A 16171-nucleotide genomic window follows, 5' to 3' on the forward strand; every position below is an offset into this window, starting at 1 on the left:
CTGTGATTTATTGCAAATCACAGTTTTTATTTAAATTGAATCACATTAAAAACGACAATAGCTTAAGCAATTTTCCCATCAATAATGCCTTTCTCTTTTAATGCAGCTAGCTCTTCTGCTGTTTTAAATCTCGATAAGATTTGAGCCGTATGTTCACCTAGCTCTGGCGGTGCATGATGATATTCAACGGGAGTATCAGACAACTTGATGGGTGAACCAATCGTTTGAAAGTTTTCATTCAAACGATGAGGAATATTCACCACCAAATTACGATGTACGATTTGTGGTTCAGCCAAAGCATCTTCAATAGAGTTGATTACACCTACGGGAACTTTAAGCGCATGAATCATGTTGACCCATTCTTTGGCAGTTTTCTGTAAAAAGTGCTCGGACAATAAAGGAATCAGTTCATCTCGATACTTTACGCGGTCTTGATTACGCACAAACTTTTCATTTTCGAGTAACTCTGGATAACCAATCGCAATACACAAATCTTTAAACTGTTTGTCGTTACCGCAAGCAATAATAAACTCTTTATCTTTAGCCTTAAAAGTTTGATATGGCACAATGCTTGGGTGTTGATTGCCCATGCGCTGCGGGGCTTTACCCGAAGCTAAATAGTTCATTCCCTGATTTGCCAATGCCGCGACCTGTACATCAAGGAGTGACATATCAATATATTGTCCACGTCCCGTGTGTGAGCGTGCAATCAAAGCCGCCTGAATCGCGATGGTGGAATACAATCCCGTTTGAATATCTACCACAGCCACACCAACCTTTTGTGCACCACCGCCTGCCACATCATCAGGCTCGCCAGTAATGCTCATTAAGCCAGACATACCCTGAATAATAAAATCATAACCGGGTTCTTCTGCACGTGGGCCATCTTGCCCAAAACCCGTAATCGAGCAATACACAATATTTGGGTTGAGCTCACTTAAGGAAGCATAGTCCAAACCATATTTAGCCAAAGACCCTGTCTTATAATTTTCAATCACCACATCGGCAGTCTTAGCAATTTCATAAATTAAAGCCTGACCTTCTGATTTGGTAATGTCCACCGCAACCGAATATTTATTGCGGTTGGTACACTGAAAATAGCCAGATTCACGGGTCATGTTTCCGTCTTGATCAGGCATCCATGGCGGTCCCCACATACGGGTGTCATCACCGACTCGAGGACGTTCAATTTTAATCACTTCCGCGCCAAGGTCTGCCAATATTTGCCCACACCAAGGCCCTGCAAGTACACGACTTAAATCTAAAACCCGAATTCCTTGTAATGCACCCATAACGATACCCTTATCTTTTTAGAAGGTACTCAACGCACCTTCTTGTCATTGTTTATGATTGTTTTTGCGGATCGTACTGACGATCTTTAATAAATAAGCCCGGCAATACACCCGCAACAAAATACGCTGCGCCCATCACAATAAAGGCCATCGCAAAAGCTCCACCCGATGCCAAGAAACCAATCGTGGCCGGTGCAATCGCGGCCCCGACACGACCAATGTTATAAGCACCGCCAATGGCTGTACCGCGCACGTCGGTTGAAAAACTTTCAGCCATATAGGTCGCGTTTACACCATATGGAATGCCATATAAGAAGCCAAAAGTGATCAATAAATACAAAATATTGTCAGGGGTATTGAAGAAAATAATGATTGGCAAGAACACAGCGCTCGCAATTGTGCCAAACACAAAAACAGCACGGCGGTTAAATTTGTCGGCAAGATAACCCGCTAAAATTTTTCCTAAAATCATTGCGGTATACGAACCCACCATATAACTGGTTAAGTTTTTAAAGTTCATATGCACTTCTGTTTCTAAATAACTTGGCATCCAGTTGTTAATGCCGTAATAACCAAACTGTAAGAAGAATGCTGTGGTCATCCACAACAAAAACATCTTGCGGTGTTTAAAGTTATTAAAAATTTGCTTATAAATACTTCCACTTTTAGGCTTTTCAGCCACGACCATTTCTTTTGGTTGTCTATCGCCTTGTAAGCTTTCAATTTTGGTGAGCTGCCAAGATTTTGGTTCTGGCACAAATCGTTGTAGGAAAATATTTACAAAAGCAGGCACCACGGTCAGGAAGAATAAAACGCGCCAGCCATGATCTGGAATAATTGCGCCAGCTAATAAAGTTGCAGCAATATAACCTACGGTCTGACCCGTCTGTAATGTGCCCAAGACCGTTGTGCGGTAAGTGGTTGGCACATATTCAGCCATTAAGGTATTACAAGCCATATAAAGTGCTCCAATTCCTAAAGCACCAATAAAACGTAAAGCCATAAATTGCTCGAAGCTTTGCGTAAAGCCCAATAAACAGGTCGCTACAGAAAAGAAGGTTACCGAGTTGGCAATGGTCCGTACGCGACCAAACTTGTCACATGCCCAGCCACCCAAAATACCGCCAATACCCATACCCGCCAAAGAAGCACTACCTAAGGCACCTGCCTGAAAGGTACTTAAACCAAACTCTGCCTTTAAACTGGTCAAGCTATAAGACAGCAGCATAATATCAATGCCATCGACCACCATCGCAAAATAGGCAAATAATAATGCCCATTTCCATGTATTTGGTCCAATCCTTTCGTATGTTCCAAGGTTACTTGGAAATGTATTTCTTAATTCTTTCGATATTACTTGAACATCATTGTTCATCTTTAGTTCCTCATTTTCCCAAATGAGTCATCGGTAGCTTACTTATGTTTTCTGTATGACTTAATCTTCTATACTTTTCATCAACTTACTTTCAAATTTAAGTACACAGAGGTACATCTTCACATGAGTATCCTTACGATGAATCTTGTCATTATCCATAAATTTTTGCGTAAAAAATCCCTAAAGGTACTCTCGAAAGAACACCCTTATTTTTAAAAATGAATGAGTTAGTTACTAAATGCCGCGATGCCTGTTTGTGCGCGACCTAAAATAAGAGCATGAACATCATGTGTACCTTCATAGGTGTTCACAACTTCAAGATTGACCAAATGACGTGCTACGCCAAACTCGTCACTAATACCGTTTCCACCCATCATGTCACGTGCCATACGAGCAATATCAAGCGCCTTTCCACAATTGTTGCGCTTAATTAGAGATGTGCCTTCAACTGAGGCAATGCCTTCATCTTTCATACGACCAAAACGTAGTGCCACTTGCAAACCCAACGCAATTTCAGTTTGCATATCTGCCAGTTTCTTTTGGATTAATTGATTTGCAGCCAACGGACGACCAAATTGTTTGCGGTCCATGGTGTATTGATGTGCGGTATGCCAACAAAACTCGGCAGCACCCATTGCACCCCATGCGATGCCATAACGAGCGCTATTCAAACAGGTAAATGGGCCTTTCAAACCTCGAATTTCAGGGAACGCATTTTCTTCAGGTACAAATACGTTATCCATTACAATTTCACCTGTAATCGATGCACGTAAACCGACCTTGCCATGAATTGCTGGTGCAGATAGGCCTTCCCAGCCCTTTTCTAAAATGAAACCTCGAATATCACCGACATTGCCTTCAGCAGAAACTTCTTTTGCCCAAACAACAAATACATCGGCAATTGGGCTATTGGTAATCCACATTTTTGCGCCAGTTAAACGGTAACCCCCGTCAACTTTTTTAGCACGGGTAATCATACTGCCCGGGTCTGAGCCATGATCAGGTTCAGTCAAACCAAAACAACCAATGTATTCACCCGTAGCTAGTTTAGGTAAGTACTTTTGCTTTTGCTCTTCGGTACCAAACTCATGAATCGGAACCATCACCAATGAGCTTTGCACGCTCGCCATAGAGCGGTAGCCCGAGTCGACATATTCAATTTCACGCGCAACCAAACCATAACTCACATAGTTCAAACCGGCACCGCCATATTGCTCAGGGATGGTTGGACCCAATAAGCCAAGCTCTCCCATTTCACGAAAAATAGATGGATCTGTTTTTTCATGACGGAATTGTTCAAGTACACGGGGTTGCAAACGTTCTTGGCAATAGGCATGAGCCGCATCACGAATCATGCGCTCATCTGGGCTAAGCTGTTGTTCAATTAAAAATGGGTCTTGCCAGTTAAATTGAACTTTTGCTTTTTTTGTTGTCACCATGTGATTCATCGCATCCTCTGCTTGATTTGATCTTCTTTATTTAACTCGATGTTATGCGTGAAAAATGCAGTAATCAAACGATAAATGTTCATGCAGATATGCGACTTACGCATATTTAAAATAAGAAAGTTTAAATTTAGATATTTAATTCGTTGTATTTCATTAAAAATGGCTTATTTTTATACTAAAATCGGATATCTGCATTTAGGTCATATGCTGTTTTGAAATATGACGACAAATAAAAGGATTTATTTATGCGAAGAAGCATCCCGTCTATTCAGGGCCTGATTTGCTTTGAAAGTGCAGCAAAACATCTAAGTTATACCTATGCTGCACAAGAGTTATGTATTACCCAAAGTGCAGTCTCGCGCCAAATTCAGCAGTTAGAAGATTTCTTGGGCGTTGAACTTTTTATTCGTACTCGGCATGGCGTTGAACTGACCATTGCAGGTCAGCAGTATTTTAAAAGTATTAAGCCCTATTTATTGGGTTTAGAGAAATGTACAGCCGATGTGATTTCTCATAAGGGTTTAGGTGGAACATTAAAGTTAGGTGTGGTTCCTACCTTTGCAACGCGCTGGCTGTTACCCAAACTTCATCTTTTAAATCAAAAACACCCTGAAATTACCGTTCATTTAGAAACCAGTACTAAACCTTTTTTATTTAATGATAACATTTTTGATGCTGCGATTTTTGCAGGTACGCAGCAGCAAATTGACCACTGGCCCGGCATACAAGCACATTATTTAATGGATGAAGAAATTGTACCTGTATGCTCACCAAGGCTAATCGAAAAGTATTTTCCAGATGCTGTGATAATTAATGAAAATACCTATGATTTAAGCCCAGAAGATTTATTAAAAATCCCTCTCCTACAACAAACCACTCGGCCTAGCATTTGGCAAGAATGGTTTCTAACTCATCAGATGCAGCACCCGAAACCTTTTGATGGACAACGCCATGAGTTATTTTCAATGCTTGCGGTTGCTGCTAGCCATGACATGGGAATGGCTCTAATTCCACAAATGTTGATTGAGTCTGAACTACAAAAAAAAGAACTGGTGATTGTTTCTAATAAAAAACTAAAAGGCAGCCGAAAGTACTATCTCATTCACTCAAGCCAAGACATCTCACCGACTATTCAAAAATTTGTTGAGTGGATTTACCAAGAACTAGAACAACTAAAGAGCAATACAAATTAGCTCAATAGCCTTTATTTATAACCGATATCGCGAACTATACCCATAAAAAAAAGATTGTGATTGATAAGATCACAACCTTTTTAATTGAGCATAAATGACTTTGAATTAACGACTCATCAATTGAATATCTGAACCGCTACGTTTAGGGTCAATCAAGATTTTGGCGTGCTGTTCAGGATCACGTAATGCCTCAAATGCACTCGTAACACCTTCTAGGCCCACAACACCCGTAATGAGCGGTGAACAGTTCACTTTCCCTTCTGCAATCATGTGTAGCGCATCTCTAAACTCAAGCGGTGTATAGCCTAATACAAACTGTATTTCTAGCTCTTTATTAATCGCAAGTGCGGGTTCTATTTTGTCACTTTGCATGCAGACACCCACCCCAACAATTCGGGAAAACAAAGGTGCACCTTCAATAATTTGCTGCAAGACACCCGGTACGCCCACACACTCAAAAATAACAGGACGTTTTGGCAGAGCACCCAACTTATCAATCATGCGCCATCCGTGCCACCATGGTAAGCGTGTCGCTTGTAACTTATCAAACAGCCCCATGCCCATATTAATCGCATCTGATACATTGCCAAGCAATCCAAACTCTTTCCAGTTGGCAAATGGCGATGTCTCTTTAGGGTCTACCACAATATCCGCACCACATTGTTCGGCAAGTTTACGTCGGTTTGGTGAAAAGTCGCTGGCAACTACGGTTTTAACTCCCGCAGCTTTAAGCATTAATATGACACCTAGCCCAACAGGACCGCAACCAATTACAATAGCGGGTTCACCAGTTTTCACACGGCTACGGCGAACAGCATGCAATGCAACCGCCATAGGTTCAGTCATGGCAGCACTATCTGCATCTAGACCATTGGGTACTTCAAACATCAAACTCGACTGAGCCAATACTTGCTCGGCATAACCACCTGAAGCATTTGGGGAAAGCCCTGTAGACAAATAACCATGCGGATCTACATTTAAAAGCGGCATTGCACAAACAAGTGTATCTGCTTTAAATTTATGACGTGTTTTTGGGCCATAGTCTAAAACCTTGCCGCAAAACTCATGTCCTAGTACAAACGGATCTGTAGACTTGACTAAACCATTAAATCCTACACGTGCAGCCAAATCATGCATGTGGTCGCAGTGGTGCTGCATATGTAAATCTGAACCACAGATACCGCATCGCACCACTTCCAATAACACCTGTCCTTTTGCAGGCGTTAATTTCGGTTGGTCCACCACTTGTAATTTTGCTTGATGACAAAGTACCGACTTCATTTGAGCGCTTCCTACTTCTTCTTTTTCATTTACTTGCCAGAAATAGATTTCTACAGATAAATTAATCGCTTTATCAGTTTGGTCTTTAGCAAGCCTTTATTCATCTTTACAACTAAAAGGCAAAATACCAATGACCATTCTTCAGCCAATCTATTGTTGAAGAGTCAACAAAACAGGCTCAGCGAAATTAAAAACAATAAAAATCTTGGTGCTTGTATCTTACACAGACTGCGTTATCTTCTTAGGCCAGAACAATGTCATCAAAATTAAAACTTATACAAATATAGTAAGTTCAAAAAACTCAACTCAACGCTTTTCACAAAAACATAGCAAATCCAAACTTTTATCAGTGACTATAAACAGGCATGATGAACTGATACGAACAGATAAGAAGAAGTCTATGATTACAAAAACGCTTCCCCTTACAGATATACACCGTCATCTTGATGGCAACATCCGCATTCAAACTATTTTAGAATTAGGCCAACAATACCATTTAGATTTACCCGCCTACGACATTGAATCTTTACGGCCACACGTACAAGTGATGGATAACCAACCTGACTTATTAAGTTTTTTATCGAAGCTCGATTGGGGCGTAAAAGTATTAGCAAGCCTAGATGCCTGCAAACGTATTGCTTTTGAAAACATGCAAGATGCAGCACAACAAGGCCTAGACTATGTAGAGTTACGTTTTTCACCGGGTTATATGGGAATGACCCATCAACTTCCACTTGAAGGTGTTGTTGAAGCTGTGATTGCTGGTGTAAAAGAAGGCAGCCAAGCTTACGGAGTAAAAGTGAATTTAATTGGCATTATGAGCCGTACTTTTGGCCAAGAAGCCTGCGAAAAAGAATTAAATGCCCTGCTTGCCCATAAAAATGATATTAAAGCGCTGGATCTTGCTGGAGATGAGCTTGGTTTTCCGGGTAATTTATTTATTGATCACTTTAAAAAAGCGCGTGATGCAGGTTGGCACATTACAGTACATGCAGGCGAAGCTGCTGGCCCAGAAAGTATTTGGCAAGCCATTGAAGAATTAGGTGCCGAACGAATTGGACATGGTGTTAAAGCAGTTCAAGATTTAAAACTTTTAGATTATTTAGCAAAACATCAGATTGGTATTGAATCTTGTCTCACCTCAAACATTCAAACCAATACAGTGCCTTCTTTAGCAGAGCACCCATTAAAGACTTTTTTAGAACATGGTGTGCTTGCCACCATTAATACAGATGACCCTGCGGTAGAAGGTATTGAGATACAATATGAATATTTAACTGCTGCCCCTTTAGCTGGTTTAAGCCCTGAGCAAATTTATACAGCTCAAGAAAATGGTCTTAAAATCGCATTTTTGTCAGATCAAGAAAAAGATGAGTTAAGGCAGAAATATCAATAACAGAGAACAGAGAACAGAGAACAGAGAACAGAGAACAGAGAACAGAGAACAGAGAACAGAGAACAGAGAACAGAGAACAGAGAACAGAGAACAGAGAACAGAGAACAGAGAACAGAGAACAGAGAACAGAGAACAGAGCTTATATAAATAAGTTCAAATATTGGAGTGTGTATAAATTAAAATATATAAAAACAAAAAAATTCCTTCTATCTGTAAAACTAGAAGAAATTCTTTTCAATATTTGGGATATTTTTAAAGCTTGAACGCTTTTTAAATATGGTCGGAGCAGTAGGATTCGAACCTACGACCCCCTGGTCCCAAACCAGGTGCACTACCAGGCTGTGCTATGCTCCGAAATTGGGGTGAATGACGGGATTCGAACCCGCGACAACTGGAATCACAATCCAGGGCTCTACCAACTGAGCTACATCCACCATCAAATAAGTTCTATATACCAAGCTACCAAATGGCGCGCCTGACAGGATTCGAACCTGTGACCATCCGCTTAGAAGGCGGATGCTCTATCCAACTGAGCTACAGGCGCTTAACCGATGATGCTTATCATGCGATACTTCGCCGATCTTAAAATATTATTTTAAGTGGTCGGAGCAGTAGGATTCGAACCTACGACCCCCTGGTCCCAAACCAGGTGCACTACCAGGCTGTGCTATGCTCCGATCTATCTCAGCTTTTGCTGTATCGCACATCGTGCGGTACGGTGTGCATTCTAGGCGCGACGCCCTCAGACGTCAACACCTATTCTAAAAAAAAGTTAAAAATCCTTATCAAATGTATATTTAACAAGCATTTTGAGGTTTTTTAACGTTTTAACGATGCACTAAAGGCTAACATTCGATCTAAAGGCATTTTGGCACGTTCAGCTAGCGCTAGATCGACGTGTATTTCCTGATCACCTTTTTGTAAAACTTCTAAAATTCCATCGAGTTCATTCATTGCCATCCACGGACAGTGAGCACATGAACGACAAGTTGCCCCCTCACCCGCTGTTGGTGCTTCAACTAAAATCTTATTGGGTACTGCTTGCTGCATTTTGTAGAAAATACCGCGGTCTGTTGCCACAATGAGTCTTTCGTTTGGTAAAGTCTGTGCAGCTTTAATGAGTTGAGAAGTACTACCTACCGCATCGGCAATTTCTACAACCGACTCTGGCGACTCTGGATGTACCAATACAGCAGCGTCTGGATACAGTGCTTTCATGCTGGCAATACCACGTGCGCGGAATTCTTCATGCACAATACATGCACCATCCCAAAGCAACATATCAGCGCCGGTTTTCTTTTGGATATAGCGACCTAAGTGCTGATCTGGTGCCCAAATAATTTTTTCACCTAAACTGTCTAGGTGCTCAACAATTTCAACAGCACAGCTTGAAGTTACGACCCAATCTGCACGTGCTTTAACAGCAGCCGATGTGTTTGCATAAACAACTACAGTATGGTCAGGGTGTTGATCACAAAATGCTGTGAACTCATCAACTGGACAGCCCAAGTCGAGTGAGCAGGTCGCTTCAAGTGTCGGCATTAAAATTGTTTTTTCAGGAGACAGAATTTTAGCTGTCTCCCCCATAAATTTAACACCAGCAACGACTAATGTTGAGGCAGCATGATCGCGTCCAAAACGGGCCATTTCTAAAGAATCAGAAACACATCCACCTGTTTTTTCAGCAAGCTCTTGTACTTCAGGGTCGCAATAGTAATGAGCAACAAGGACAGCATCACGTTTTTTGAGCTCTGCTTCGATCTGTGCAAACTTTTGTTGTTTTGCTTCTTCACTTAAGCGATTGTCTTTTGGCTCACCTAAACGGTCTAAATGCGCTTGTACAATGTTTTTTGCATCGTTGGCAATTAAAGTCGCATCACTCATAAAACGTCTTCTCTATCCTTCATGCTGGCATACCTGCTCGCATATAACGTTACTGCTTAAATGATTTACGGATTGAATCATTTAATATCAAAAGTTGGGGCTAATAAAAAAGCCTCTTTGTCGAGGCTTGATTATAACTGAATATTTACGAACGGTAATCTGCATTAATCTTGACATAGTCGTAAGATAAATCGCATGTGTAGACTGTATCTTTGGCTTGCCCGCGACCTAAGTCAACACGAATGGTAATTTCGGTTTGTGCCATAACGCGCGCACCAGCTTCTTCGGTATAGTCCTCGGCTGCACCACCATCTTTACAGATTTGTACGTCGTCTAGCCATACCTGAATTTTAGACACGTCTAATTCTTTCACTCCAGCATAGCCAATTGCCGCTAAAATACGTCCCCAGTTCGGGTCAGATGCAAAAAGTGCAGTTTTAACGAGTGGAGAATGCGCAATGCTATACGCAATGTCACAACACTCCTGAATGTTACCGCCACCCTCTACAGCAACAGTAATAAACTTAGTTGCACCTTCGCCATCACGAATAATTAACTGCGCTAAACGGTTCATAAGACGAGCAAGCACTTCTAATACTTTTGTGTAGCGTGGATCGCTGTCTGATGTAATTTCAGCACCACCTGCCTGACCAGTCGCCACAAAAATACAAGAGTCATTTGTTGAAGTATCACCATCAATAGTAATACGGTTAAATGAATGCTCAACTGTGGTCTTTAATAGTTTTTGCACTAAATCGCGGCTAATAGGCGCATCTGTAGCAACAAAGCTCAGCATCGTTGCCATGTTTGGACGGATCATGCCTGCGCCTTTACTAATACCTGTCATGGTATAAGTAATGCCATCAAGTTCAAATTGTTCAGATGCACCTTTAGGCACAGTATCTGTCGTCATAATACCAGTTGCAGCATCATTCCAAGCAGCATCTTGTACACTATTTAATGCAGGCTGAAGACCAGCAAGTAAGCGCTCCATTGGAAGCTGTTCACCAATCACACCCGTAGAAAACGGAAGTACTTCAAAACTTTTCACACCAGCAAGCTCAGCTAACTTCGCGCAAGTGTCTTGGGCATTTTTTAAGCCTGTAGGTCCAGTACCCGCATTGGCATTACCTGTGTTAATCACTAAATAACGAGGGTTGCCTTGTGCAAGATGAGCTTTCGATACATGAACAGGTGCTGCACAGAATGCATTTTGGGTAAATACCCCAGCAACGTTTGAACCTTCTGCAAACTCAAAAATGACTAAATCTCGTCGGTTCTGGTAACGTACATATGCTTCAGTTGAGCCAATTTTTACACCTTTTACCACATGCATTTGTGGCATTGTTACGTCGCCGACAGCCATTTTTAGAACATCCAGAGTTTGTTATGAAAAGATTAATATTTCAGAAAATAGCGATGTAACAAAACATGCTTTACATGAAATATCAGTGTTGACAGCTTATTAGAAAAGCCTGAAAAAATCGAGCGCTAAAAATAGCTTATTGTTGCTCTAATTTTAATAAAATATCTTTCTTATCAAGACCACCAGCAAAACCGACCAAGGCACCGCCTGCCCCAATGACTCGGTGACAAGGTGTAATAATCGAAATTGGGTTTTTACCATTAGCAGCCCCTACTGCTCGTACTGCTTTTTCATTGCCAATTTGAACAGCAATCTCTTTATAACTTCTTGTTTCACCATAGGGAATACTGAGTAATGTCGCCCACACCTGCTTTTGAAATGCTGTACCTTCAAAATCTAATGGCAAGGTAAACTCACGGCGCTTACCTTCAAAGTATTCTTTTAACTGTTGCTCAGTTTTTAATAAGACTGGATGCTCAGTTTGTTCGACCAGCTCTGCTAGTCGAACACGTTTTGGATTTTCATTGTCCCAAAGTACTGCCACCAAAGCATTTTCATTCGCAACTAGCATTAATTGCCCAACAGGCGAATTGATATACTTATAAGACAGCAACATACTTTATCCTTTTAAGATGGAGACGAAATTTTCATTAGAACCAGTCCCGATACAATCAGTACAGCGGCAATCATTCTCATCGCACCAATAGGTTCATGAAGAAAAAATATACCCACTAAAAATGATCCAATTGCACCTATGCCTGTCCAAACCGTATAAGCAGTACCAAGGGGTAGAGTTTTCATTGATATTGAAAGCAGAACTACACTCAAAATCATAAAAACTACGGTAATAATACTAGGTGTTAAACGTGTAAAACCTTCAGACATTTTCATAGAATATGCCCAAATGATTTCAAATACACCTGCTAAAATTAAAATAGCCCAAGCCATAACATTCACTAATTTTTATAGTGTCAGGTCGTCCTGACATGATTACCCATTATGGGGGAGGTCGTTCCTCCTTATGTGAAGACTCAGTTTACTTTAAAATAAAAAATGTAGGCAAACCCGAACTCAAGTTCACCTTTAATCTATAAATCTTATTCATTTTTGAGTTGTAAGATTTTCCGTGCACCATTTAAAACAAACAAAACAATAATTAATCCAATAATTAAATCAGGATAACGAGAGCCAGTGATTGCAACTAATATTCCCGCAATTATGACACCTAAATTTACGATGACATCATTGGCAGAGAATATATAACTCGCCTTCATATGTGCGCCGCTCTCCTTATGGTCTCTCATTAAATAAAGACAACTAACATTGGCTGCAAGCGCTAAACCACCAATTAAAATCATGAGAATTGAAACAGGTTCACTGCCGTATATAAAACGACGTAGTACATCAACTAACACAATCATGGCTAAGCCAAACTGAAACCATCCGGAAATATGTGCAGCCTTTAATTGAGCATTGAGGTTTTTACCTACCACAAATAAAGCAATGCCATAAATTGCCGCATCGGCAAACATATCGAGTGAGTCAGCAATTAATCCTGTTGATGACGCAATAATGCCTGCCATAAATTCGATGAAAAACATCACAGCATTAATGAGTAACAACCATTGTAAAACCTGTTTTTGTGCTGCATAGTTTGAAGAGCTAGCACGTACCTTTTTAGGCTTTTCAACGGGTTCATAGTGAGGCTGGGTTTGCTGTAACTCTGCCCCTAAACCTAGTCGTTGCAGGCTTTGGGTAATTTTTTCAGCTTCTGTACTGTGATATACCGCTAAATGCCGAGCAGGCAAATCAAAATCAAGTTCCTGAATATGTTCAGCATAAGGTGCTAAAGCCATTCGCACCATTTCCTCTTCTGCTGCGCAATCCATGTGAGGAATATGGTAATAACTCACCCATTGGATTTTATTCGCCATAGGTTCACTCGGCATAGAATAGTTCTGAGTTGCTACGCTTGAGCACCCACAGCTTGAACAGCTTTTATTTACATTTATTTGATTCTCTTGTTTTTCTAAAGCCATCTTTGCACCATAACTGACACAAAAAACAATGCCATCAGTATAAACCAATGGCATGTCATTAAGCTTAATTTTTGTTCGGCAATTAAAACTTAAGTGTTAACCCTGCACCATAATACCAACCATGTTCAGAGTCGGTTCCAGTTTGCCAAGCAGTTTGTTTTAAGCCTTTTTCATAGCCGTAACCAACATCAACAAATGGCATGACCTTTTTATTGATTTCATAACGGGTTTGAAAACCTGCCTGCAAACTCGATAGCCCCGTTTTACTGGCATAGCGAGATTCATCTTGCAAAACAACATCTGCTTTTAAATAGGGCTTACCAATCAACTTTTGGGTAAAGAGTAAGTCCCTTTCCGTTTCTAAACTTAACTTCCATAACTGATCTTCACCTACATAAAGATAAGCATCGGTTTCAAAAAAGTAAGGCGCCATGCCATGCAAACCCACTACACCAGCCCAGCGGTCTTGCTTTTCATCTTCACGTTGTAAACGTTCATAGTTTACCCCAGCCTGCACATCCCAATAGTCAGCTACATTTCGGCTATAAAGTACTGAACCGCCATAATTGGCATCTTCCGACTCGGACTTTTCAACGTGAGCTTTAATGAATAATTTGTTTTCATCAGTTCCCACCCAGCTTTCCAATTCAGAAGAAAAACGTCCTTCTCCATCTTCATTTTGAGTCCAGCCCGTATCAATTTTTGTTGCTTGATAAACCTGTCCACCATGTTCACGTAAATGATCATGCGTTAAGGGTTCTTGTGCCAAAACAAGAACCGATACACCAGAGAAAACACCGCAACATATCATTTGAGAAAATAACTTAGTGATGCGCATGACTCGCTCCTTTTTCATTTTCAGATTGAACAGGTGCTTGAGATGCATCTACTGCTCCATCATTCACTTGAGCCACAATCAACTTATTCATCATCCCTGCACTCATGTGATAAAGCAGATGGCAATGAATCGCCCATTCTCCTAAGGCATCGGCTGTCAATAACGCAGTAACTGTCTTTCCAGGTGGAACAATAACGGTATGTTTATTTGGTAAGTTTTCAGCTTGTTGACCATTTTCTAATTGCATAAACATGCCATGTAAATGCATTGGATGGGCCATCATGCTTTCATTCACGAACTTCAAGCGAATACGCTCGCCATATTTAACTTGTAACGGCTCAGCTTCGTTAAATTTCTTGCCATTAATGGTCCAGATATAACGCTCCATGTTACCGCCTAAACGAATAACAAGCTCTCGTTCTGGCGCACGTGTGTCTGGCTGAGGTGTTAAAGATTGCAAATCACTATATTGCAGCGCTTTCATACCTGCTGGTGTTGAAGCATTTGCCCAGCCATAAACAGGCTCATCTTTTTTAGTTTTATTCTCAGATTGCTCATGCATCTCATGCTTCATATTCATCATAGCGTGATCATGTTCGCTAGACGACATTGCCTGCATATCATGTTTCATTTCAGACATGGCCGACATATCGTGCTTCATGTGCATCATAGAGTGATCATGTTTTTCAGATGACATATTTTTCATGTCATGGCTCATGTTCATCATTGTGTGATCATGATTAGTCTGCCCCTCTTCTTTTTTCATTTCAGGCATGGCCGACATATCATGCTTCATGTGCATCATAGAGTGATCATGTTCGTCAGATGACATATTTTTCATGTCATGATCCATGTTCATCATTGCATGATGATGGTTAGCACTATCTTGAACCGCCTCTTTTTTCATTTCAGGCATTGATGACATGTCATGTTGCATATTCATTTGATGGCCAGCATGTTCATCACTTCCTTCACCATGACTCATGCCCATGTCGTCCATGGTTAACAAAGCACGCGGACGCGGCTGTGGTATTTGAACTGGCCCCACAGCTTGTGTATTTTCATTATGCAAAGTGCCGATAGCAAAACCGCTACGATCAATAGACTCTGCTTCAATCTGATAATTTGACTGTTTAGGTTCCACAATGACATCGTAGGTTTCCGCTGTGCCAATACGAAACTCGTCAATTGCAACAGGTTTAACTGGCTGTCCGTCTGCACTCACGACATTCATTTTTAAATTTGGAATTCTGACATCAAAAAATGACATTGCTGAAGCATTAATAAATCGTAATCGAACCTTATCGCCAGCTTTAAAATTAGCTGTCCAGTTTTGCTCTGGTGTCTTGCCGTTAACTAAGAAGGTATAACCCGTCACATCAGACATATCGGTTTTTAACATCCGCATCTGATTCCACATGGAACGATCTTGCCAAGTTGCCTTTAAGCCTTGTGTTTTAACTTGCTTCAAAACATCAGATACGGTTTCACGGCGGTTTTGATAATACTCAGCAGATTTCTTCAAATTCTTCATAATGCTATCGCTAGAAGAGTTATGAAAATCTGAAAGCATCACCACATAATCACGGTCAGTTTTGTCATGCGCCGCTACGGGTATTTTTCCTTTTGGATAAATCACGAGCGGGCCATATAAACCATCTTGCTCTTGGCCTTTACTATGAGCGTGATACCAATATGTGCCATTTTGTTTCACCTTAAAACGGTAAACAAAATCTCCGTTTGGCGCGATTCCTTTAAAACCATTGAAACCCGGTACACCATCCATTAACCCGGGTAGTAATAAGCCATGCCAGTGTAAAGAGGTATCTTGATTCTTCAATTGGTTATGAACATGAATAACAGCCTCATCTCCTTCCTCAAACTCAAGGAGTGGTGCTGTAAACTTGCCATTTACGGTAATTCGCTTGAGCGGCTGACCAGTAACATTGACCCGTTGTTCATTAATATTAAGGTGATATTCCTTAATTGCCGCGAGTGTCCATGGTGAAACCAATAGACCAAATACAGCGACGAGGCTGCTAATTGTTTTATGAGACAT

13 protein-coding genes and 4 tRNA genes are annotated in these 16171 nt (G+C 40.9%); 2 read left to right on the forward strand and 15 right to left on the reverse strand.

All coding sequences use genetic code 11. The annotated features are described in order from the left end of the window. Positions 1–62: 62 nt before the first annotated feature. The 3 genes from NE363_RS14955 to NE363_RS14965 all read right to left on the reverse strand — a co-directional run bounded on the left by NE363_RS14955 (position 63) and on the right by NE363_RS14965 (position 4115). Positions 63–1292, reverse strand: coding sequence for a CaiB/BaiF CoA transferase family protein (locus NE363_RS14955; protein ID WP_445535364.1), 1230 nt, complete (start codon positions 1290–1292; stop codon positions 63–65). 52 nt (positions 1293–1344) lie between these two features. Beyond that, complete coding sequence (locus tag NE363_RS14960) at positions 1345–2667, reverse strand: MFS transporter (protein ID WP_445535365.1); 1323 nt, start codon at positions 2665–2667, stop codon at positions 1345–1347. 227 nt (positions 2668–2894) lie between these two features. Further along, the gene (locus NE363_RS14965; protein WP_062849414.1) at positions 2895–4115 is read right to left on the reverse strand and encodes an acyl-CoA dehydrogenase; all 1221 of its coding nucleotides are present in this window, start codon (positions 4113–4115) and stop codon (positions 2895–2897) included. Between the two features lie 245 nt (positions 4116–4360). Between NE363_RS14965 and NE363_RS14970 the strand changes: the two genes are divergently transcribed. Beyond that, positions 4361–5308: a LysR substrate-binding domain-containing protein gene (locus tag NE363_RS14970; protein ID WP_445535366.1), complete on the forward strand. Its 948-nt coding sequence runs from the start codon at positions 4361–4363 to the stop codon at positions 5306–5308. Positions 5309–5413: 105 nt separating this feature from the next. Here the strand turns inward: NE363_RS14970 and NE363_RS14975 are convergent, their stop codons facing one another. After that, positions 5414–6589: a zinc-binding dehydrogenase gene (locus NE363_RS14975; protein ID WP_445535367.1), complete on the reverse strand. Its 1176-nt coding sequence runs from the start codon at positions 6587–6589 to the stop codon at positions 5414–5416. Positions 6590–6989: 400 nt separating this feature from the next. Here NE363_RS14975 and add point away from each other — a divergent pair, with 400 nt between their 5' ends. Continuing rightward, positions 6990–7985, forward strand: a complete 996-nt coding sequence (gene add, locus NE363_RS14980) for an adenosine deaminase (protein WP_445535368.1) — start codon at positions 6990–6992, stop codon at positions 7983–7985. Positions 7986–8262: 277 nt separating this feature from the next. Here the strand turns inward: add and NE363_RS14985 are convergent. The 11 genes from NE363_RS14985 to NE363_RS15035 all read right to left on the reverse strand — a co-directional run bounded on the left by NE363_RS14985 (position 8263) and on the right by NE363_RS15035 (position 16171). Further along, positions 8263–8339: transfer RNA gene (locus NE363_RS14985), tRNA-Pro, on the reverse strand. Positions 8340–8343: 4 nt separating this feature from the next. Continuing rightward, a tRNA-His gene (locus NE363_RS14990) sits at positions 8344–8419 on the reverse strand. A 33-nt stretch (positions 8420–8452) separates the two neighbouring features. Beyond that, positions 8453–8529 (reverse strand) — tRNA-Arg (locus NE363_RS14995). Between the two features lie 56 nt (positions 8530–8585). Continuing rightward, positions 8586–8662, reverse strand: a tRNA-Pro gene (locus tag NE363_RS15000). Between the two features lie 142 nt (positions 8663–8804). Then, on the reverse strand, positions 8805–9869 hold the full coding sequence (gene nadA / locus NE363_RS15005; RefSeq protein ID WP_191103000.1) for a quinolinate synthase NadA: 1065 nt from the start codon (positions 9867–9869) through the stop codon (positions 8805–8807). A gap of 145 nt (positions 9870–10014) precedes the next feature. Further along, positions 10015–11235, reverse strand: coding sequence for a bifunctional glutamate N-acetyltransferase/amino-acid acetyltransferase ArgJ (gene argJ, locus NE363_RS15010; RefSeq protein ID WP_445535369.1), 1221 nt, complete (start codon positions 11233–11235; stop codon positions 10015–10017). A gap of 136 nt (positions 11236–11371) precedes the next feature. Continuing rightward, a complete protein-coding gene (locus NE363_RS15015) occupies positions 11372–11851 on the reverse strand; it encodes a methylated-DNA--[protein]-cysteine S-methyltransferase (protein WP_445535370.1) in 480 nt (159 codons plus the stop codon). Between the two features lie 11 nt (positions 11852–11862). Then, positions 11863–12183 (reverse strand): DMT family transporter, encoded by a 321-nt coding sequence (locus NE363_RS15020; RefSeq protein ID WP_004703760.1) that lies wholly within the window; start codon positions 12181–12183, stop codon positions 11863–11865. Between the two features lie 149 nt (positions 12184–12332). Continuing rightward, the gene (locus NE363_RS15025) at positions 12333–13328 is read right to left on the reverse strand and encodes a cation transporter (RefSeq protein ID WP_445535371.1); all 996 of its coding nucleotides are present in this window, start codon (positions 13326–13328) and stop codon (positions 12333–12335) included. A gap of 28 nt (positions 13329–13356) precedes the next feature. Next, on the reverse strand, positions 13357–14112 hold the full coding sequence (locus NE363_RS15030; protein WP_445535372.1) for a copper resistance protein B: 756 nt from the start codon (positions 14110–14112) through the stop codon (positions 13357–13359). Next, complete coding sequence (locus NE363_RS15035; RefSeq protein ID WP_445535373.1) at positions 14099–16171, reverse strand: multicopper oxidase domain-containing protein; 2073 nt, start codon at positions 16169–16171, stop codon at positions 14099–14101. The genes NE363_RS15030 and NE363_RS15035 overlap by 14 nt, the downstream gene beginning before the upstream one ends.

This window comes from Acinetobacter sp. G18 (genome assembly GCF_052660225.1).